The sequence below is a fragment of the Amycolatopsis sp. NPDC003861 genome (genome assembly GCF_053605405.1).
In genome coordinates this window covers 1-19,273 of sequence record NZ_JBSGJD010000196.1, presented here as the reverse complement: position 1 = coordinate 19,273, position 19,273 = coordinate 1, and the positions used below count along the sequence as shown (strand labels likewise).

At 72.2% G+C, this 19,273-nt stretch carries 18 protein-coding genes; 9 read left to right on the top strand and 9 right to left on the bottom strand.

The features are described from left to right. Nucleotides 1–70: 70 nt before the first annotated feature. The 3 genes from ACWEVN_RS35185 to ACWEVN_RS35175 form a co-directional block, all read right to left on the bottom strand. Entirely contained in the window at nt 71–2,335 is a 2,265-nt protein-coding gene (locus ACWEVN_RS35185; protein ID WP_452054139.1) for an AAA family ATPase, read from the bottom strand. A gap of 171 nt (nt 2,336–2,506) precedes the next feature. Beyond that, nucleotides 2,507–3,451 (bottom strand): CDP-diacylglycerol--serine O-phosphatidyltransferase, encoded by a 945-nt coding sequence (gene pssA / locus ACWEVN_RS35180; RefSeq protein WP_452054138.1) that lies wholly within the window; start codon nt 3,449–3,451, stop codon nt 2,507–2,509. Between the two features lie 3 nt (nt 3,452–3,454). Further along, nucleotides 3,455–4,180, bottom strand: a complete 726-nt coding sequence (locus ACWEVN_RS35175; RefSeq protein WP_449685379.1) for a phosphatidylserine decarboxylase — start codon at nt 4,178–4,180, stop codon at nt 3,455–3,457. A gap of 248 nt (nt 4,181–4,428) precedes the next feature. On the opposite strand from ACWEVN_RS35175, the gene ACWEVN_RS35170 reads away from it, so the two are divergent. After that, nucleotides 4,429–4,650 carry a hypothetical protein gene (locus ACWEVN_RS35170; protein ID WP_452054137.1) on the top strand — a complete coding sequence of 74 codons (222 nt, stop codon included), beginning with the start codon at nt 4,429–4,431 and terminating at the stop codon, nt 4,648–4,650. Nucleotides 4,651–4,689: 39 nt separating this feature from the next. Here ACWEVN_RS35170 and ACWEVN_RS35165 read toward each other — a convergent pair whose 3' ends face one another. Further along, the gene (locus ACWEVN_RS35165) at nt 4,690–4,974 is read right to left on the bottom strand and encodes a GlsB/YeaQ/YmgE family stress response membrane protein (RefSeq protein WP_310968768.1); all 285 of its coding nucleotides are present in this window, start codon (nt 4,972–4,974) and stop codon (nt 4,690–4,692) included. Nucleotides 4,975–5,046: 72 nt separating this feature from the next. On the opposite strand from ACWEVN_RS35165, the gene ACWEVN_RS35160 reads away from it, so the two are divergent. Then, nucleotides 5,047–5,607, top strand: a complete 561-nt coding sequence (locus tag ACWEVN_RS35160; RefSeq protein WP_176174522.1) for an ArsR/SmtB family transcription factor — start codon at nt 5,047–5,049, stop codon at nt 5,605–5,607. Beyond that, nucleotides 5,604–6,857, top strand: a complete 1,254-nt coding sequence (locus tag ACWEVN_RS35155; RefSeq protein WP_452054136.1) for an MFS transporter — start codon at nt 5,604–5,606, stop codon at nt 6,855–6,857. Before ACWEVN_RS35160 ends, ACWEVN_RS35155 begins: the two co-directional genes overlap by 4 nt. Here ACWEVN_RS35155 and moeA read toward each other — a convergent pair. After that, nucleotides 6,811–8,004, bottom strand: a complete 1,194-nt coding sequence (gene moeA, locus ACWEVN_RS35150; RefSeq protein WP_452054135.1) for a molybdopterin molybdotransferase MoeA — start codon at nt 8,002–8,004, stop codon at nt 6,811–6,813. The two genes, ACWEVN_RS35155 and moeA, sit on opposite strands and share 47 nt — an antisense overlap. Nucleotides 8,005–8,078: 74 nt before the next feature. Between moeA and ACWEVN_RS35145 the strand changes: the two genes are divergently transcribed. From ACWEVN_RS35145 to groL, 5 genes are all read left to right on the top strand, one after another. Further along, nucleotides 8,079–8,756: a TIGR00266 family protein gene (locus ACWEVN_RS35145; RefSeq protein ID WP_449661481.1), complete on the top strand. Its 678-nt coding sequence runs from the start codon at nt 8,079–8,081 to the stop codon at nt 8,754–8,756. Next, on the top strand, nt 8,756–9,379 hold the full coding sequence (locus tag ACWEVN_RS35140; protein WP_449685383.1) for an AIM24 family protein: 624 nt from the start codon (nt 8,756–8,758) through the stop codon (nt 9,377–9,379). The genes ACWEVN_RS35145 and ACWEVN_RS35140 overlap by 1 nt, the downstream gene beginning before the upstream one ends. Before the next feature lie 112 nt (nt 9,380–9,491). Beyond that, nucleotides 9,492–9,698, top strand: a complete 207-nt coding sequence (locus ACWEVN_RS35135; protein WP_003085446.1) for a cold-shock protein — start codon at nt 9,492–9,494, stop codon at nt 9,696–9,698. Between the two features lie 64 nt (nt 9,699–9,762). After that, nucleotides 9,763–11,250, top strand: coding sequence for a serine/threonine-protein kinase (locus ACWEVN_RS35130; protein WP_449685384.1), 1,488 nt, complete (start codon nt 9,763–9,765; stop codon nt 11,248–11,250). A gap of 227 nt (nt 11,251–11,477) precedes the next feature. After that, nucleotides 11,478–13,106 (top strand): chaperonin GroEL, encoded by a 1,629-nt coding sequence (gene groL, locus ACWEVN_RS35125; protein ID WP_086857657.1) that lies wholly within the window; start codon nt 11,478–11,480, stop codon nt 13,104–13,106. Between the two features lie 47 nt (nt 13,107–13,153). Here groL and ACWEVN_RS35120 read toward each other — a convergent pair whose 3' ends face one another. The 3 genes from ACWEVN_RS35120 to ACWEVN_RS35110 form a co-directional block, all read right to left on the bottom strand. Next, nucleotides 13,154–13,474 carry a hypothetical protein gene (locus ACWEVN_RS35120; RefSeq protein ID WP_449685385.1) on the bottom strand — a complete coding sequence of 107 codons (321 nt, stop codon included), beginning with the start codon at nt 13,472–13,474 and terminating at the stop codon, nt 13,154–13,156. Between the two features lie 297 nt (nt 13,475–13,771). Next, a complete protein-coding gene (locus ACWEVN_RS35115) occupies nt 13,772–13,990 on the bottom strand; it encodes a PspC domain-containing protein (protein WP_310968754.1) in 219 nt (72 codons plus the stop codon). 115 nt (nt 13,991–14,105) lie between these two features. Next, nucleotides 14,106–15,035: an o-succinylbenzoate synthase gene (locus ACWEVN_RS35110; protein WP_452054134.1), complete on the bottom strand. Its 930-nt coding sequence runs from the start codon at nt 15,033–15,035 to the stop codon at nt 14,106–14,108. 66 nt (nt 15,036–15,101) lie between these two features. On the opposite strand from ACWEVN_RS35110, the gene ACWEVN_RS35105 reads away from it, so the two are divergent. Beyond that, complete coding sequence (locus tag ACWEVN_RS35105; RefSeq protein ID WP_452054133.1) at nt 15,102–17,888, top strand: BTAD domain-containing putative transcriptional regulator; 2,787 nt, start codon at nt 15,102–15,104, stop codon at nt 17,886–17,888. 99 nt (nt 17,889–17,987) lie between these two features. On the opposite strand, the gene ACWEVN_RS35100 is transcribed toward ACWEVN_RS35105, so the two are convergent. Then, nucleotides 17,988–18,833, bottom strand: coding sequence for a DUF72 domain-containing protein (locus ACWEVN_RS35100; protein ID WP_452054132.1), 846 nt, complete (start codon nt 18,831–18,833; stop codon nt 17,988–17,990). Nucleotides 18,834–19,273 lie beyond the last annotated feature (440 nt).

The window sequence follows — 19,273 nt, the reverse complement described above, 5'->3', positions numbered from 1 at the left end:
TTGGGGCCGGAACTCACGAGTTCCGGCCCCAATCACGCGAGATCCGGGTTTGAACACGCGAGTTACGTGCTCATTCACCGGCCTGGGTCTTCGCGTACGCCTCGAGAGTGGCCAGCTGGGCCGGGTCGAGGCTCGGCCGGACCGTCTTCCGGGCCGTCTCCAGGTGGGCCGCGGTGACTTCGCGGGCCTCCAGGGACTCGCGCATCGCCGTCAACGCCGCTTCGCGGATCAGGGCCGCGCAGTCGGCCGCCGAGTAACCGTCCAGAGTGGACGCCACCGCGGCGAGGTCGACGTCCTCGGCAAGCGGGGTGTTCTTCGAGCTGGCCGCAAGGATCGCCGCACGGGCTTCGGCGTCCGGCGGCGGCACGTAGACGCGGCGCTCGAGCCGTCCGGGCCGCAGCAGCGCCGGGTCGACCAGCTCCGGCCGGTTCGTCGCACCCAGCACCACGACCTCGCGCATCGGCTCGACGCCGTCGAGCTCGGTGAGCAGGGCGGCGACCACGCGGTCGGCGACGCCGGAGTCGGACGACTGGCCGCGGCGCGGGGCCAGCGCGTCGATCTCGTCCAGGAAGATCAGCGCGGGCGCGGCTTCGGCGGCCCGGCGGAACAGCTCGCGCACCGCGCGCTCGGACTCGCCGACCCACTTGTCCATCAGCTCGGCGCCCTTGACCGCGAAGACGTTCAGCGCGCCGGTGCCGGCCAGCGCCCGCACGAGGAACGTCTTGCCACCGCCGGGCGGCCCGTACAGCAGCACCCCGCGCGGCGGTTCGACGCCGAGCCGGGCGAACGAGTCCGGGTATCGCAGCGGCCACAGCACGGCCTCGGTCAGGGACTGCTTGACGTCGACCATGTTGCCGACGTCGTCCAGGGTCAGGCCGCCGGTGGTCAGGTTGTCCGAAGTGGACATCGAGACCGGCCGGACGGTGGCCAGCGCGTCCAGCAGGTCCTGCTGTGAGATGCGCGGCTCGTCGGTGTCGCGCTGGCGCAGGGCGGCGCGCAGGGCCGCGTCGCGGCGCAGCGCGATCAGGTCCGCCGCGACGAAGCCCGGCGTCCGCTCGGCGAGGACGCCGCAGTCGATGCCCGAGTCGAGCGGGACGTCGCGGAGCAGGACGTTCAGGAGCTCACGGCGGGTTTTCGCGTCCGGGAGAGCCAGGCCGAGCTCGCGGTCCAGCAGGTCGGCGGCACGCAGCCGCGGGTCGGCGGACTCGGCGCGGGCGGTCGTCGCGACGACCGCGAATCGCTCCCTCCGCAGCGCCGTCCGCAGCTCCTCCAGCACGACCGTGGCCACCGGCGGGGGAGTCGTCGCGGGCAGCAGCGCGTCGACGTCGGTGAGCAGGAGGACCGAGGGGCCTTCGGCGCCGCGGACGGCCTCGCGCAGGCGCGCGACGGCGACGTTCGGGTCCAGCACCGCGAGGTTCGGCGCGGCCAGCGGGACGATCCCGATCCCGGCGTCGTGGGCCACCGAGCGCACCAGCGTCGCCTTGCCGACGCCTTCGGGGCCGGACAGCAGGACGCCGAGGTGGGCGGGCGCGCCGAGGCGGGCCAGCAGCTCGGGCCGGTGGAAGGCGAGGTCGAACCACTCGGCGAGCTTGCGCGCGGCGGCCTCGGCACCGACCAGGTCGGCCAGCGGGACGGCGGCTTCCTCGACCGTGACGGCGACCTCGTCTTCGACGATCTCGGCGTCGATCCACTCCTCGGCCGCGGTGACGGCGGAGGTGCGGACCAGCGCGGTCGCCGTCCGGGGCGCGGCGGGCTCCTTCGCCGGCTGCGCGCCGTCGCGCCAGGTGACCACTGTGGACGGTCCAACCGCGACGGTGCCGGCCGGTTCGGTGGCGGTGACGGTGAGCAGCTCGTTCGTCCAGGTCGCCCCGATCGCGCGGGACAGCTGGCCGCGGAGCCCGGCCGGGTCCGACCCCGGTGACGGGGCGAGGTCCTGGGGCAGCAGCGAAACGGCGTCGCCGACGGTGAGGACCTTGCCGATCAGGGCGAGCCGCAGCATGTGCGGGCTGACCGAGACGCTGGCCAGCCGCGACCCGGCGACGGTGACCGTCTTGGCGGCCGCGACGTCGGCGGGCGCGACGACGACCTCCGCGCCCTCGGTGACGCCGAGGTTCGACATGGTGACGTCGTCGGTGAGCACCACCCCGGGCACGCCGGTCTCGTCGGCGGGCGCGGCGAGCGCGGCGCTGACCCGCGCCCCGGTGAGGTGGACGGCGTCCCAGGCCCGCAGGCCCAGCGCGTCGAGGACTTCGGGGTGCAGCCGGACGACGCCGCGGCGGGTGTCCAGCGCCGACGGCGTGTGCCGGACGGTCAGCGTGATCTGGGGGTGGCTCACGCCGTTCACCCTAGCGAGCCGTCGCTCCCCGAGGACCTCGTGTCGACCCTCCGATCACGCGAGTCGACCCCTCGATCACGGATCTCGCGTGATCGGAGGCGTAACCCGCGTGATTGGAGACGTAACTCGCGTGATTGGGGAGCGATCTCGCGTGATTGGAGGGGCGACACGTTATTTGCGGCGGAGGCCGATCTGGCGCCAGGAGCGGCGGCGCTGGCCGTTTTCCGAGGTGACGCGGGGGGTGCGGGCCGTCTCGCGGGGGAGGCGGACGGCGCGCATGGCCGCGCCCGCGACGCGGCGGCGCAGCGGCGGGCGCAGGCCGAGGCGGCGGGTGGAGCGGGCGCGGCGGATCGCGCGGCGCTCGCTCGGGGGGACCGTCCAGGCCTCCGGGTGGGCCGCCAGCCAGCGGTGCCGGTGGATCGAGTACGGGATGTGCGCCAGGTACAGCACCATCGCCACCAGCAGCGCGACCAGCGGGAACTGGATGATCGCCGCGGCCAGCAGCGCCACCCCCAGCAGCAGCGGGGCGATCGCCTTCGGCGGGGCCTTGACCGTCTTCAGCGACAGCGTCGGGATGCGGCTGATCAGCAGGGCCGCGATGGCGACCGTCCACGCCCACACGACGTACTGCGACGACCACCACCCCTCGCCCCACTGCAGGTACGCCACCAGCGGCAGCATCCCCAGCAGGCCGCCCGCGGGCGCCGGGACACCGACGAAGAACTCGCTCGCGTACGGCGGTTGCTCGGTGTCGTCCAGCAGCGTGTTGAACCGGGCCAGCCGCAGGATCATGCAGACGGCGAAGATCAGCGACGCCACCCAGCCGATCCGGTCCGCGCCCGTCTGCCACACGTAGATCACCAGCGCCGGCGCGACGCCGAACGAGATGCCGTCGGACAGCGAGTCGAGCTCCGCGCCCATCTTCGACGTCGCGTCCAGCAGCCGCGCGATCCGGCCGTCCAGGCTGTCGAGCACCGCCGCGATGCCGATCGAGGCGATCGCCATCGCGTAGTTCCTGGTCAGCGCGAACTGCACGGCCGACAGGCCCGCGCACAGCGCCAGCACGGTGATGGCGTTCGGCAGCAGCCGGACACCCGGGGTGGTCACGCGGACCATCGATCAGCCCTTCGAAGAAGACGCAGGGAGTTCCGCGATGACCGTCTCGCCGCCGATCGTGCGCTGGCCCTTGCTGACCAGCACCGTCGAGCCCGGCGGGAGGTAGAGGTCGACCCGCGAGCCGAACCGGATGATGCCGTACGTCGACGCGGCGGCGACCTTGTCGCCCTCCCGGATCTCGCAGAGGATGCGGCGCGCGACCAGGCCGGCGATCTGCACGACGACGAGCTCGTGGCCGTCTTCGGTGCGCATGAGCACGGAGTTGCGCTCGTTGTCGTCGCTCGCCTTGTCCAGGTCCGCGGACAGGAACTTGCCCGGCCGGTAGGCGACCCGCTCGATCACGCCGTTCGCCGGCACGCGCTGGACGTGCACGTCGAACACCGAGAGGAACACCGAGACGCGCATCCGCGGCTCGGCCGGCAGGCCGAGCTCGGCGGGCGGGACGGCTTCCTCGATCAGCGACACGAGACCGTCGGCCGAGGCGAGCGCGACGCCGTCACGCGGCGGCGGGACCCGCTTCGGCTCGCGGAAGAACGCGGCCACGGCCACCGTCGTCAGCGCGCCCAGGACCCCGAGGCGCTTGGAGAACCGGCGCGCGAGCAGGGTCGCGGCGACGCCGCCCGCCACGAACGGGCGACCGGCGGGGTGCATCGGCGGCAGCGTCTCGCGGGCGAGCTGGAGGGCGTGGGCGACGGGGTTGCCGGCGGAATCCGGCCGGGTGCCGCTCATGGTCGGGTCCCCTGGTTTCGTGTCGGAAGAACGGGTCGGCGCCGGGGTCCGGCGGCCGCGTACGGGCGCCCCCACGCTACCGCTGCCCCAGGTGAGCGTGTCCGCGCGCCCCTGCCGGACTCCTCCGGGAGGGGGTCACCGCGACGGGTGGGAAAGATCGCCGCGTCGTAACACAAGGTCGATTTCGCCGATGACACTGAGTAGTTGCCGCCGTTCGGGGCGCTGCCCCGCCTGACCTGTGAGGACCGATGAGCGACCGCCGCGATCCCGCCGAAGCCCGGCTTCGCGAGCTTCTGGGCGCGTGGCGTCGGGAGATCGACGAGGTGCCCGTGCCGTCGCTCGTCGACCCGCTGCGCGCGGTCGACGTCGTCATCGAGGCGTGGAAGGCGAAGAACCGGGGCCGGGTGCATCCGCCCCCCGACGGCGCACGCACCCGGCCACCGGGAGATGCGCGTGAGGGAGCAGTTTAGCGGCGAACGGCCCGTTGATCACCGTTCGTTCGGCGAAAGTTACCAACGGTCATTCGGACGCCGGGCCAGACCGCTCGCGAGCCGCAGGATCGCCAGCAGCACGACCGCGCCGAGGATGGCCACGCCGAAGCTCGGGAAGTCGAAGTCGAACGTCTTCGCCTGGCCGGTCGCGAGCCGGTAGAGCAGCCCGCCCAGGGCGGCGCCGACGACCCCGACGAGCACGCTGACCAGGCAACCCTGCCGCCGCCGCTCGCGGCCGCCGACGACCAGGTTCGCGGCCCAGCCGACGATCGCGCCGAAGATCACCCATGCGACGAAACCCATGACCGAAGCTTACGGGAGGCGACGCACAAGCACCATTGCACAAGAACTCTTGTACAATTACTCTTGTGTGTCATGAGCGACGACATCCGGGAGATCCGGGATTCGAAGGTGCTGGCCGCGATGTCCCACCAGCTGCGGCGCCGGCTCCTGGAACTGCTCCACCTCGACGGCCCGGCGACGGCGTCGGTCCTCGCGGCGAAGACCGGCCAGGCGGTCGGCAACGTCAGCCACCACATGAAGGTGCTGGCCGCCGCGAAGCTGGTCGAAGAAGCTCCGGAGCTGGCCCGTGACCAGCGAGAACGCTGGTGGAAGCGCAGTGCGAGGACACTGCGGTGGGCCGCGGCCGACTTCCCGGGCGACCCGGTCGCCGAAGCCGCCGAGGTCCTCGTGCTCGACCACCAGACGGCGGTCGCCCGCGAATGGATCGCGAACCGCGAGACCTACCCGGAGGAGTGGCGCGGGGCGCCGTTCAGCATCGACACCTGGGTCCGGTTGTCGCGCGAAGAACTCGACGAGCTCAACGAGCGGATCTTCCTCCTGATCAGCGAGTTCGAGAACCGCACCGAACCGGGGGACGGCGTCGAGCGCCGCCCGGTCTTCTTCGCCGCGCGAGCGTCGCTGGGCAAGCCGTGAAGGGGCTCTGGGAGAACCGGGACTTCCGGCTGCTCTGGACCGGCGAGACCACGAGCATGCTCGGCAGCATGGTCGCGACGACGGCGTTGCCGCTGGTCGCCGTGGTCACGCTGCAGGCGAGCACCTTCCAGGTCGCGCTGCTGACGGCGGTCGCCTGGCTGCCGTGGCTGATCGTGGGCCTGCCCGCCGGCGCGTGGGTCGACCGGCTGGCGAAGCGCCCGGTCATGCAGGTGTGCAACGTCGTCTCGATGCTGGTGTTCGGCAGCGTCCCGGTCGTCGCGGCCTTCGGGCTGCTGACCATGCCGTACCTGCTGGCCGCCGCCCTGCTCGGCGGGGTGGCGAAGGTGTTCTTCACGCTCGCCTACCGGGCCTACCTCCCGGTCCTGGTCGGCGATGGCGAACTGCTCGAAGCCAACGCGAAGCTCCAGGGCAGCGAATCCGCGACCCAGGTCGGCGGGCCGGGCCTGGCCGGGCTGCTGGCCCAGGCGTTCGGCCCGGTCAGCGGCGTCCTGGCGGACGCGATCAGCTTCGGGGTCTCCGTGCTGTGCGTGAAGGCGATCCGGGCGCGCGAGACCGTCGTGCCCGCCGAGCGCACGCCGTTGCGCGCCCAGATCGCCGAGGGCCTGCGGTTCGTCGCGGGCGACCGGTACCTGCGGTCGCTGATCACCTTCGGCGCCGTCTCGAACCTCGCGCTCACCGGCTACAGCGCCATCCAGATCGTGTTCCTGTCCCGGACGCTCGGCGCCGCCCCCGGGCTCGTGGGGCTGGTGCTGGCGCTGGGTGCGTCCGGCGGGGTGCTCGGCGCGGCCGGGGCCGGACGGCTCGCCGCGCGCCTCGGCGCCGTGCGCGCGTGGCTCCTGTGCGAGGCCTTCGCGGCACCGATGCTGTTGCTCGGGCCGTTGAGCGGCCCCGGCTGGGGCCTGGTGCCGTTCGGGCTCGCGCTGTTCGGGGTGTGCGCCGGGGTCGTCGCCGGCAACGTGCTGGTCACGACGTTCCGGCAGCAGTACTGCCCGCCCGAGCTGTTCAGCCGGGTCAACTCCAGCATGTCGATCGTCAACTACGGGTCGATCCCGGTGGCCGGCGTCCTCGGCGGCGTGCTGGGCGAGGCGCTCGGCATCCGCGCGACGCTCTGGGTGGCCGCGGCGATCTCGATCCTCGCGCTGCCGCTGCTCGCGCCCTACTGGAAGCTGCGAGACTTCCCGGTCAGAGCAGCAGCACGTCCACCTCTTCCCCTTCCGCAGCCGATGTGACGTCCTCCGGGAGCACGATCAGGCAGTTGGCCTGGGTGAACGCGGCCAGCAGGTGCGAGCCCGGGCCGCCGCGCGGGCCGACGATGCCGGTGACCTCCCGGTCGGACGGGGTGAACACGCCCCGGCGGTACTGGCGGCGCCCGGACGGCGAGGTCATCGCCTCGGTCAGCCGGGCCCGCACCCGCCGCCGCGAGACGTCGGTGTGGCCGAGCGCGGTCAGGATCGCCGGGCGCAGGAACGCCTCGAAGGACACCAGCACGCTGACCGGGTTGCCGGGCAGCGCCACCACGGGCACGTCGTGCCAGCGCCCGCTGCCCTGCGGCCCGCCCGGCTGCATGGCGATCTTCGCGAACTCGACGCCCTGGCCGGTCAGGGCGTCCTTCACCACTTCGTACGCGCCCGCGCTGACGCCACCGGAGGTGACCAGCAGGTCGGCGCCCGCCAGCTTCGGCTCGATGACCTTGCGGAACTCCTCGACGTCGTCGACGACGCTGCGGACCACCTCGACCTCGCAGCCGAGGCCGCGGATCGCCGCGGCGAGCATCACGCTGTTGGACTCGTAGATCTGGCCGTGGCGCAGCGGGGCGGGCGCGTCGATCAGCTCGGTGCCGGTCGAGGCCACCACCACCCGCAGCGGCCGGTGCACCCGCACCTCGGCGAGGCCGACCGCGGCCGCGAGGCCCAGCTGCGAGTGGCCCAGCACGGTTCCGGCGTGCAGGGCGATGTCGCCGTCGACGACGTCCTCGCCGGAGCGGCGGATGTGCGCGCCCTCGCGAGCGGGCGCCGAGATGGTCACCTGCGCCGTGCCGCCGTCGGTGTCCTCGACCATCACGACGGCGTCCGCGCCCGGGGGCAGCGGCGCGCCGGTCATGATCCGGTGCGCGGTGCCCGGCTCCAGGGGCCGGACGTCGACCCGGCCCGCCGGGATGTCGTCGGCGACCGGCAGGGTCACCGGGGCGGTGGTGACGTCGGCCGCGCGGACCGCGTAGCCGTCCATCGCGGAGTTGTCGAAGGGCGGCAGCGAGACGCCGGCGCGCACGTCTTCGGCCAGGACGAGGCCGGCCGCGGCGGCGAGGGGCAGCGTGGTCGCGGGGGCCGTGCCGAGGAGCGCGGCGACGCGGTCGCGGTAGTCGTCGACGGAGATCACCGGACCATCCTCCCCGCCATCGGCGGGCGTGCAAGACTCTGCCCCGTCACAGGCACGCCGTTTGGGGAGCACGCATGCAGGTCGGAATCCGTCAACAGCCTTCGTTCGCCGTCGCCCGGCTGATGCTGGCGCCCGGCGAGCCGTGCCAGGTCGAGTCCGGCGCGATGATGGCGACCAGCTACGGCGTGCAGGTGCAGTCGCAGGCCCAGGGCGGGATCATGAAGGGGCTCGGCCGCGCGTTCCTCTCCGGCGAGTCCTTCTTCATCTCCACCTTCACCGCCCCGCCGAACGGCGGCTGGGTCGACGTCGCCGCCAACCTGCCCGGCGACATCCAGGTGATCACCCTCGACGGCCGCACCGGCTGGGCCGTCACCCGCGGCTGCTGGCTCGCGTCGTCGCACGGCGTCCAGACCGAGACGAAGTGGGGCGGGATGAAGAACCTGATGGGCGGCGAGGGCGGCTTCCTGACCCACGCCACCGGACAGGGCCAGCTGCTCGTGTCCTGCTACGGCGCGGTCGAGACGATCACGCTGCAGCAGGGCGAGATGGTGACCATCGACACCGGGCACGTCGTCGCCTACGCCGACACCGTGCAGTACCAGATCCGGAAGGTCGCGCAGGGCATCATCCAGTCGATGAAGAGCGGCGAAGGCCTGGTGTTCGACTTCGTCGGTCCCGGCCAGATCATGACGCAGACGCGCAACCCGTCCGCGCTGATCAGCTGGATCGTCTCCCACGTCCCGTCTCGCTGATGCGCGTCCAGACCCGGCACACGCCCGGCTTCGGGGTCGCCCGCGTCCTGCTGGACCCGGGCGAGGCCGTCCGCGCCGCGCCGGAAACCCTGCTCGCCAGCCGGTTCGGCGTCTCCGAGGCGCCGGCCGGCCGGGCCGGTGCCCGCACGGGCAAGAGCGCGGTGTTCGTCTACACCGCGCCCTCCGACGGCGGCTGGATCGACTTCGCGCCGCTGCGCCCCGGCGACGTCTACCCGCTCGACGTCGGCGGCGGCACGGGCTGGTCGGTGCACCGCGACGCGGTCCTGGTGCGGCCGTCGTCGGTCCGGCACGACACCGGCTGGGGCCCGCTGCAGCAGCTCTTCGGCGCCGATTCGGGGTTTCTCGAGCACTACAGCGGAACCGGGCCGCTGGTGCTGGCCGCGCCCGGCCCGGTGGACGCGTTCGAGCTCGGCCAGGGCGAGCTCGTCACGGTCCGGCCGGACTACCTGCTGGCCTACCCCGACACCGTCCAGTGCCGGTTGCGGGCCCTCGATCCGGGTGGGCCGCAGTCGTTGCGCACCGGCGAAGGGCTCGCCCTCGACTTCGCCGGGCCCGGGACGGTGCTCGTGCACGCGCGGAACAGACGCCTTTCGGGTTCGTGATCTTCGGACGAATTGCCCATTGCCGAGGGGAATAATTCCGGTAGCGTGATTGGCACTTCCGCCGCTGGCCTCCGCTCGGGCCAGCGGATCCTTTGTGCTGAGGGAGGGCGCCGTGGCTGTCGGCACCGTCAAATGGTTCAACTCGGAAAAGGGCTACGGGTTCATCGAATCCACGGAGGGGCCGGACGTGTTCGTCCACTATTCGGCCATCCAGTCCGAAGGATTCCGCACTCTGGACGAAGGCGACCGCGTCGAGTTCGAAGTGCAGTCGGGCCGGGACGGCCGTAGCCAGGCAGCCGACGTCCGAAAGGTTTCGTAACACGCCCGTCGGGTGATCGGTGAACCCCCGGCAGGCGCCGAACCAGGGGCGTTAGGCTGCGGGCGTGACAGGCGATGTGTCGGGGGACCTCACCGGTCGCCGGCTGGGCAACTACCGCATCGACGGGGTGCTCGGCAAAGGCGGCATGAGCGTGACCTACAAGGCCACGGACGTGCGGCTCGGCCGCAAGGTGGCCCTGAAGGTCATCGGTGACCACCTCGGGGCCGACGCCGAGTTCCGCGAACGGTTCGTCGACGAGGCGCGCAACACGTCCGCGATCGACCACGCCAACGTCGTGCCGCTGTACGACTTCGGCGAGCTCGACGGCATGCTCTACATCGCCATGCGCATGGTCGACGGCGGCGATCTCGCCGGGTTGATCTCCGGCGGCCCGATCGCGCCGGCGCGCGCACTGACGATGCTCGACCAGGTCGCCGACGCCCTCGACACGCTGCACAACCGTGGTCTGGTCCACCTCGACGTCAAGCCGGCGAACGTGCTGGTGACGAAGAAGGAGACCTCGCGCGAGCACGTGTACGTCGCCGACTTCGGGCTGACCCGGCGCGGCGCGACCGGGCACCGGACGCGCGGCGGCGACTTCCTCGGCTCGCCCACCTACGCGGCCCCCGAGCACCTGCGCGGGGAGCCACTGGACGGGCGCACCGACCAGTACGCACTGACGTGCGTCCTCTACGCCTGCCTCACCGGCAGCCCGCCGTTCAAGGGTGACGTCCCGACGGTGATCAAGGGCCACCTCAACGGCGAGCCGCCGGCGATCTCCCGCGCCGTCGCGCTGCCGCCGGCGATCGACGAGGTGATCCGGCGCGGCATGGCCAAGAACCCGGCCGACCGGTACCCCAGCTGCGTCGAGATGGTCGCGGCCGCCCGCCGCGCGCTCGGCCCCCTCGCCACGTCGGACACCCCGCCGGGACCGCCCGGGTCCCATTCGGGCGGAATCCCCGCGCCGCAGCGCCCTGGTCAGGTACAACAGGGGCCGCACCAGAACAGCGCACCGCAGGGAGAGGGGGCCCCCGTGCACCCGTACGGAGGACAACAGCAGCCCGGCTACGGCCAGGGGCCGCACGGTCCGGGTGGGCCAGGTGGGCCGCAGGGCCCGCCGCCGGGGATGCCGCCGCAGGGTCCGCCGCCCGGCTACGGCTACCCGCAGCAGCAGGGGATGCCGCCGCAGGGAATGCCACCCCAGGGCCCGCCGCCCGGGTACGGCTACCCCCAGCAGCCGGGCATGCCCCCGCCGGGCTACGGCCAGGACCCGATGCGGCTGCGCCCGCCGATGCCCGCGGGCGGCGCCGGCGCGTTCGAGCAGCCGAAGAGCGGCGGCGGCAAGAAGTGGCTCTTCGTCGTGCTGGGCCTGGTCGTGGTGGCCGGCCTGGTCGTCGGCGCGATCTTCCTCTTCAGCGACAGCGGCAGCGGTGGGGGCGGCCAGACGCCCGCGCCGAACATCCCGGTCGGCCCCGACGGCGGCTCGTCGACGAACGCGCCGTCGTCGCTGAACGCGCCCCCGACGTCGATCTCCATCAAGCCGAGCTCCTGATCGTGCGACGCTGAGCTGGGTTTCTTGCACTCTCCCCCCGAGAGTGCTAAACACGAACTTGGCACTCGACGCCGTCGAGTGCCAAAGGTCGGGACGGTGAGGCTGACCCCCACCCGGGTCCAGTCGTCCGTCGCGGGCACCGAGCCTGGCCGAGGAAAGAGTCCTGCTGCCGCCGCTGCAAGTACCCAGCGCGGCGGTGGCGCCCAATACCGGAGGACCACACCGCAATGGCCAAACTGATCGCGTTCGACGAGGACGCCCGCCGCGGTCTCGAGCGCGGCTTGAACACCCTCGCCGAAGCCGTCAAGGTGACCCTCGGCCCGCGGGGCCGGAACGTCGTGCTCGAAAAGAAGTGGGGCGCGCCGACCATCACCAACGACGGTGTCTCCATCGCCAAGGAGATCGAGCTCGAGGACCCGTGGGAGAAGATCGGGGCCGAGCTCGTCAAGGAGGTCGCCAAGAAGACCGACGACGTCGCGGGTGACGGCACCACCACCGCCACCGTGCTCGCCCAGGCCCTCGTCCGCGAGGGGCTGCGCAACGTCGCCGCCGGCGCCGACCCCATCTCCCTCAAGCGTGGCATCGAGGCGGCCGTCGAGGCCGTCACCGAGCAGCTGCACAAGGCCGCCGTGCAGATCGAGACCAAGGAGCAGATCGCTGCTACCGCCTCGATCTCGGCCGCGGACCGCACCATCGGCGAGCTGATCGCCGAGGCGCTGGACAAGGTCGGCAAGGAAGGCGTCGTCACCGTCGAGGAGAGCAACACCTTCGGTCTCGAGCTCGAGCTCACCGAGGGCATGCGCTTCGACAAGGGCTACATCTCCGGTTACTTCGTGACCGACCCGGAGCGTCAGGAAGCCGAGCTCGAGGACCCGTACATCCTCCTCTTCGGCTCCAAGATCTCCACCGTCAAGGACGTGCTGCCGCTGCTGGAGAAGGTCATCCAGTCCGGCAAGCCGCTGCTGATCATCGCCGAGGACGTCGAGGGCGAGGCGCTGGCCACCCTGATCGTCAACAAGATGCGCGGCACCTTCAAGTCCGTCGCCGTCAAGGCCCCGGGCTTCGGTGACCGTCGCAAGGCGATCCTGCAGGACATCGCGATCCTGACCGGTGGCCAGGTCATCTCCGAGGACGTCGGCCTCAAGCTGGAGAACGCGGACCTGTCCCTGCTGGGCAAGGCCCGCAAGGCCGTCATCACCAAGGACGAGACGACCATCGTCGAGGGTGCGGGCGACGCCGACCAGATCCAGGGTCGCGTCAACCAGATCCGCGCCGAGATCGAGAACTCGGACTCGGACTACGACCGCGAGAAGCTGCAGGAGCGGCTCGCGAAGCTGGCCGGCGGCGTGGCCGTCATCAAGGCCGGCGCCGCGACCGAGGTCGAGCTCAAGGAGCGCAAGCACCGCATCGAGGACGCGGTGCGCAACGCGAAGGCCGCCGTGGAAGAGGGCATCGTCGCCGGTGGTGGCGTGGCCCTGATCCAGGCCGCCGAGGCCGCGTTCGCGGGCCTGAAGCTCGAGGGCGACGAGGCCACTGGCGCCAACATCGTCAAGGTGGCCGTCGAGGCCCCGCTCAAGCAGATCGCGATCAACGCCGGCCTCGAGGGCGGCGTCGTGGTGGAGAAGGTCAAGGGCCTGCCGCAGGGTCACGGCCTCAACGCCGCCACGGGTGTCTACGAGGACCTGCTCGCCGCCGGCGTGCCGGACCCGACGAAGGTCACCCGCTCCGCGCTGCAGAACGCCGCGTCCATCGCGGCGCTGTTCCTGACCACCGAGGCCGTCGTGGCGGACAAGCCGGAGAAGGCTTCGGCCGCTCCCGCCGACCCGTCCGGTGGCATGGGTGGCATGGACTTCTGAGCCACGCTCGAAAAGAGCCCGGTCCGCTTCGGCGGGCCGGGCTTTTTCTACGGCTTGGTGAAGAACCAGACGGCGTAGGCGCCGACGATCACGACCCCGAGAGCGAGCACGCCCAGGCCCCCGAGCCAGGCGGTGCTCTTCCGGTCGGCTTCCAGGCCGACGACGATGGCGCCGATGCCGGTGAGCATGACCCAGATCGCCAGCGCCGCGGCGGTGTAGAGCACGGTCCTGGCGGCCTTCACCCCGCCGGTGTCACCGGAGGACAGCACGGCATAGCCGGCAAAAGCGGTCAGCCCCAGCCCGGCGATCAGGTACAACCCGCCCAAGATCCCGACGACGACCTTCGCGGCGGTGTTTCCGTGATCCACGAGCGCGAACCCTAGCCCCTCGAGCGGGATCCGCGGTGCGGTTTTCGGCCGCTCGGCCGAGCCCGGTACGCCGAACGGCCCGGACGTCCCCTGGCGTCCGGGCCGTTCGTTGGTGCCTGCCGCGTCCCCCGACGGCGGCATTCCCCCGACCCGCGCTCCCCACGCGAGTTGTCCGGTCACCCACGCCCCCGCGCGGGTTGTGTCCGGTCGACCCGCCCCCCCCGCGCGGGTCTGTTCAGCGCGCCCCCGGCGTCCGGCGGGCGCGGGCTTCCCCTGCGAGCCCGCGCCCGCCCGCGTTCAGGAGTCCTCTTCGGGGGTCAGGATGGCGGCGGCGACGTAGACCGGAATGGCGATCCCGACCGAGAGGAACACGGCGGCGACCATGCCGATCCGCAGGACGTTGGCGTCGATGCCGAGGTAGGTGGCCCAGCCGCCGCAGACGCCGGTGAGCATCTTGTCGGTCCGGCTGCGGCGGAGCTTCTTGGTGGTTTCCGGGGTGTACACGCTGTTCGTCATGGCTCAATAGTGGCTCCCGGGCACCCCCGGCCACATCGGGAACGGCCCCGACCCCGACCCTGAACTTGCCCTCGGGGTCGTGAGTGGAAAGGCGGGTTCTAACCCTCCTTACCACTCACGACAGCTGGCGGACCCGCGTCAGGCGCGCTTCCCACGCCGCCGCGACCCCGGGCGGTGCCGGGTATGCGTCCGTGGGGTGCGGGGCGACCCGCGGGACTGGTAGGTAACCGTCCACAGGGGACAGTGGCTCCGCGCAGACGTCCCCCTCCAGCAACGAAAGCGTCCCGAGTCCACATGCGAATTCCAGCGACGGCAGCGCGCCGGCCAGCGCCAGCCCGGCCGCCAGGCCCACGCTCGTCTCCACCGCCGACGACACCACGCACGGCAGCCCGCACGCCTCGGCGACCTCCAGCGCCCGCCGGACGCCTCCCAGCGGCGCGACCTTCAGCACCGCGATGTCCGCCGCTCCGGCGACCGCCACCTTCAGCGGGTCCTCCGCGCGGCGGATCGACTCGTCGGCCGCGATCCGGACGTCCACCCGGCGCCGGACCGCGGCCAGGTCCTCGATCGACGGGCACGGCTGCTCCGCGTACTCCAGCCCGCCCGCCGCCTTGTCGAGGTCCGCGATCGCGCGCACCGCCGTGTCGACGTCCCACGCCATGTTGGCGTCGACGCGGATCGCCCCGCCGGGGCCGAGCGCGTCGCGGACCGCCTCCGCCCGGGCGCAGTCGTCGGCCAGGGAGACGCGCGGGTCGGCGACCTTCACCTTCGCCGTGCGGCAGCCGGACGCGCGGACCAGTTCGTGCGCTTTCGCGGGATCGACCACCGGCACCGTCGTGTTCACCTCGATCCGGTCGCGGACCGGCGCGGGCCAGCCGGCGTCGGTCGCCTCCACCGCCGCGTGCAGCCACGGCACGCTCTCGGCGTCGGAGTAGTCGGCGAACGGGCAGAACTCGCCCCAGCCCGCCGGGCCGTGCAGCAGCACGCCCTCACGGACGGTGATGCCGCGGAACCGGGTGCGCAGGGGGATCGCGTAGACCTTCATCGAGGCCGATCATGCCACCGTGCCGCGTCTCGCAAACAGGTGCCGAACTGCGCGTTTCCGGCAAGAATGAACTTCGTGGTCCTCGATTTCCGCGTACTGGGTCCGGCCGAGGTCACGGCCGACGGCCGCCCGGTACCGCTCGGGGGCAGCCAGCCGCTGATCGTGCTGGCCGGCCTTCTGCTGCGCGCGAACCGGGTCGTGCCGGTCGACGAGCTCGGCCGCTGGCTGTGGAACGACGACCGCCGCCGCTCCAAGGGCGCGCTCCAGACGTACGTGCTCCGCCTGCGCCGGGCGCTCGGCGACCAGGTCGCCATCCGCACCGAGAGCGGCGGCTACCTGATCGAGCTCGACGACGACCTGCTCGACCTGACCCGGTTCCGCGCGCTCGCTGTCCGCGGCAAAGCGGCGATGGACCGCGGGGACAGCCGCCGGGCGGCCGCGCTGTTCGCCGAAGCGCTCGCGCAGTGGCGCGGCCCGGCGCTGCTGAACGTCGAGTCCGACGCACTGCACCGCGACGAAGCCGGCCAGCTGGCCGAGGAACGGCTGCGCGTGCGCGAGCAGTGGGCGGACGCGCTGGTCGAAGTCGGCGAGTACGGCACCGTCGTCCCCGAGCTCGCCCGGCTGACCAGGGAGAACCCGCTGCGGGAGCGGCTGCACGAGCAGCTGATGATCGCGCTGTACCGGTCGGGCCGTCAGGCCGAGGCGCTGGAGGTGTACCGCCGGATCAGCGGCGTGCTGGCCGACGAGCTCGGGCTCGACCCCGGGCCGTCGCTGCAGCGCACCCGGCAGGCGATCCTGACCGGCGCCGACGGCGGCGACCCGGTGCGCTACCGGCCCGGCGTCGAACCGCAGGTGCCGCACCAGCTGCCCGCCGACCTGCGGACCTTCTCCGGACGCGAGGGCGACCTCAAGGCACTGCACGCGCTGCTGCCGGAGGCGGTCGACGCCGGCGCGTCGACGCCGATCGCGTCCGTCGAAGGCATGGGCGGCATCGGCAAGACGACCCTGGCCGTGCACTTCGCGCACGAGATCGCCGGCCGGTTCCCCGGCGGGCAGGTGTACCTCAACCTGCGCGGCTACGGCCCCGGCGAGCCGGTCGAGCCGTCGGCGGCGCTGGAGGCCGTGCTCACCGCGCTCGGCGTCCCGTGCGACCAGATCCCCGGCGACCTCGACGGCCGCGCGGCGAGCTGGCGGACGCACACCGCGGGACGGCGGCTGCTGGTCGTGCTCGACAACGCCAACCGCACCGAGCAGGTGAGCCCGCTGCTGCCCGGGCCGGGCTGCCTGGTCGTGATCACCAGCCGCTGGCAGCTGCGCGCGCTGGTCGCGACGCACGGCGCGCGCCGGATCGCGCTGGAGGAGCTCGGCGACGAGGACGCCGTCGCGCTGCTGGCGGCGACGATCGGCCACGACCGGGTCGCCCGCGATCCGGCGGCGGCCGAACGGTTCGTGCGCTACTGCGGCGGGCTGCCGCTGGCGATCCGGATCCTCGCCGTGCGCGCGGCGCAGTTCCCCGACCTGCCGGTCGACGAATTCGTCGATTCCCTCGACAGCGACCTGCTCGGTTCGTTCGACCTCGCCGACGGCGAAGGAACCAACATCCGGTCGGTGTTTTCGTACTCCTACCAGGCATTGGCGCCGTCGACGGCCCGGCTGCTGCGGCTGCTCGGGCTGCACACCGGCGTCGACTTCACCGCGCCGGCGGCGGCCGCGGTCGCCGGGCTCGACGTCGCCGAGACTCGCCCGATGCTCGAAACCCTGGCCGCCGCGCACCTGCTCGCCCAGCCACGCCCGGGCCGCTACCAGTTCCACGACCTCATCCGGGCGTACGCGGCTTCGCAGGTCGATTCGGCTTCGGAGCGCGACGCTGCTCTGGACCGGTTGCTGGGCTGGTACCTGGCATCGGCGCTGAACGCGTCACGACGGATGCGGCCCGAGCGCTACTACCGGCTGCTGGAGCTCGCAGACCTCGAAGGTGGCCTTCCGTTCTCCGAGTACCGCGAGGCGCTGGACTGGTTCGGCGAGGAAAACGGCAATCTCATCGCGGCGGTGCACCTGGCGCGGCGCCGGGGCCGCGACGACGTCTGCTGGAAACTGGCGTGGCTGCTGCAGAGCTACTTCGTGACGCGCTCGCGGCTCGACGACTGGCGGTCGGTGTTCGCGGTGGCGCTCGAAGCCGCGCGGGCGAGCGGCCACCGGCCGGGCGAGGCCGGGATCCTGAGCGGGCTCGGCGTCGTCAACGGCGTCGCCCGGCAGTACGCGGAATCCCGGCGGTACCTGGAGCAGGTGCTCGCGATCCAGCGTGAGCTCGGAGCGCGCGAGGGTGAGGCGCGGGCCCAGTACAACCTGGCGATGGCGGCGCACAACCTCGAAGACTGCGCCTGGGCGTACGAGCACGGCGTGCAGGCGCTGGAGATCGTCCGCGAGCTGGGGCTCGGGCACTTCGAGGCGAGCGTGCTGCGGGCGCTGGGCGACATCTGCACGTCGATGGGCGATCACGAGCAGGCGCTGCGCTTGGCCGACGCGGCGCTGGCGATCCTGGACCCGGACGGGCGTCCGGTGGACACGCGGTTCACCCAGCACACGCGCGGCCTGGCCCTGATCGGCCTCGGCCGGTTCGACGAAGGCATCGCGTGCATCCGCGACTCGGTGGCGATGTTCTTCGCGATGGACGAGCAGTACGAGGCGGCGGACGTCCTGGCCCAGCTGGGCACGATCCACCTGCGTCACGGCGACGCGGCGCTGGCCCGCGAGTGCTGGCTCCGCTCGGTGCGCCTGCTGACGGAGCTGGGTCACCCGGACGCGGACGACGTCCGCGCCAAGCTGGCGGCGCTGGTGGTGGTGGGCGCCTGAATCTTCGGGTCCGGACGGCGCACGTGCCGACCCCCAGTGGCAGCACGCAAGCCGTCCGGCCCGCGGGGTTGATTCAACGGGGCGGCGCTCACTGTCCACTCACTGTCTCGTGATCGGTGCCACCCCGAGCAGGTCGGCGAGGCATTTGGCGTTCCGGGGAGCCTCGACTTCGACGTCGTTGTCGAAGTAGACGTGCACGTCCCGCCGTCCGCCGTCGTGCCAGGCCCGGATCTTTTCGGCCCATTTGCGCAGGGCCCGGTCGGAGTAGCCGCTGACGTAGAGTTCTTCGTCGCCGTGCAGCCGGACGTACGCGAAATCGGCGGTCTGGTCTTCGAGGAACGGCCACTTGCCGGCCGTATCGGCGACGACGAGGGCGATGCCGTGTTGTTCGAGCAGCTTTTTGGCGGCGGGCTCGGCGAAGCTGGGATGCCGGACTTCGAGGGCGTGCTTGAGGCGTTTTCGGCCGCCGGCTTCGAGGTAGGGCGTGCCTTTGAGCTTGTCGTCGTGCTTCGTGGCGAGCTGGGCGGCATCGGTGGTGGTGCGGGGAAGCAGGGCGAAGAAGTTCTCGAGCCGATCGGGATCGAAGGAGAGCCGCGGCGGAAGCTGCCAGAGGAAGGGGCCGAGCTTCGCACCGAGGGCGAGGACGCCGGAGGCGTAGAAGTTCGCGAGCGCGGTTTCGACGTCGCGGAGTTGCTTCATGTGGGTGATGAAGCGCCCGCCCTTGACGGCGAAGAGGAAGCCGTCGGGAGTTTCGTCGAACCAGGCGCGATAGCGCTCGGGGCGTTGCAGGGAGTAGAAGGAGCCGTTGATTTCGACGGCGTTCATCCGCCGCGAGAGGTATTCGAGTTCCCGCCGCTGCGCGAGCCCGGGTGGGTAGAAAACCCCGCGCCACGGGGGATAGCGCCACCCGGAGGTCCCGATCCGGATCTCGGCGATCGTGCTCACCGCCCTTCCGTCTGGGCGGGTGGTTCCCGGTCGTTCGATGCGCCAAACGCGGGCTTGATCGGACGGGCGGGCTGGGGGTTGGGACAGGTGACCCAGGTTTGTGGACGCTCGTCTTGTTTCGGCTGTGTGCGAGGGTTGTCCTCGCCGGACGGGCAGGCTCTGGGATGAGCTCGGGGGTGCTTCCTGGCTCGCCTTTGTGTTGGGGTCGCCGGGTGGTCATCCCGTCGCCTGGGCGAGGCCTATCACTTTGAGCCAGGCCCGCAAGCTTGGGTTTCGGCCTTGGCTTGGTGAGGTGGTTGCGGGCCTGGCTCAAAGTGATTTGACGGCCTCAGGCGACGGGATGACCTCCCGGCTTCTTTGGGTGGGCGGCTTTGCGGCCTGGCGGCCGCTCGCCGCCGGGCGGGAGCGCCGCCCGGCGGCGGCGCGGGCGCCACCTCGCC

What these genes read in the sequence shown, in the direction of transcription:
- pssA (WP_452054138.1), bottom strand. Translation starts at nt 3,451, where the DNA reads ATGGTCCGCGTGACCACCCCGGGTGTCCGGCTGCTGCCGAACGCCATC.
- ACWEVN_RS35175 (WP_449685379.1), bottom strand. Translation starts at nt 4,180, where the DNA reads ATGAGCGGCACCCGGCCGGATTCCGCCGGCAACCCCGTCGCCCACGCC.
- ACWEVN_RS35170 (WP_452054137.1), top strand. Translation starts at nt 4,429, where the DNA reads ATGAGCGACCGCCGCGATCCCGCCGAAGCCCGGCTTCGCGAGCTTCTG.
- ACWEVN_RS35165 (WP_310968768.1), bottom strand. Translation starts at nt 4,974, where the DNA reads ATGGGTTTCGTCGCATGGGTGATCTTCGGCGCGATCGTCGGCTGGGCC.
- ACWEVN_RS35160 (WP_176174522.1), top strand. Translation starts at nt 5,047, where the DNA reads ATGAGCGACGACATCCGGGAGATCCGGGATTCGAAGGTGCTGGCCGCG.
- ACWEVN_RS35145 (WP_449661481.1), top strand. Translation starts at nt 8,079, where the DNA reads ATGCAGGTCGGAATCCGTCAACAGCCTTCGTTCGCCGTCGCCCGGCTG.
- ACWEVN_RS35140 (WP_449685383.1), top strand. Translation starts at nt 8,756, where the DNA reads ATGCGCGTCCAGACCCGGCACACGCCCGGCTTCGGGGTCGCCCGCGTC.
- groL (WP_086857657.1), top strand. Translation starts at nt 11,478, where the DNA reads ATGGCCAAACTGATCGCGTTCGACGAGGACGCCCGCCGCGGTCTCGAG.
- ACWEVN_RS35115 (WP_310968754.1), bottom strand. Translation starts at nt 13,990, where the DNA reads ATGACGAACAGCGTGTACACCCCGGAAACCACCAAGAAGCTCCGCCGC.
- ACWEVN_RS35110 (WP_452054134.1), bottom strand. Translation starts at nt 15,035, where the DNA reads ATGAAGGTCTACGCGATCCCCCTGCGCACCCGGTTCCGCGGCATCACC.
- ACWEVN_RS35105 (WP_452054133.1), top strand. Translation starts at nt 15,102, where the DNA reads ATGAACTTCGTGGTCCTCGATTTCCGCGTACTGGGTCCGGCCGAGGTC.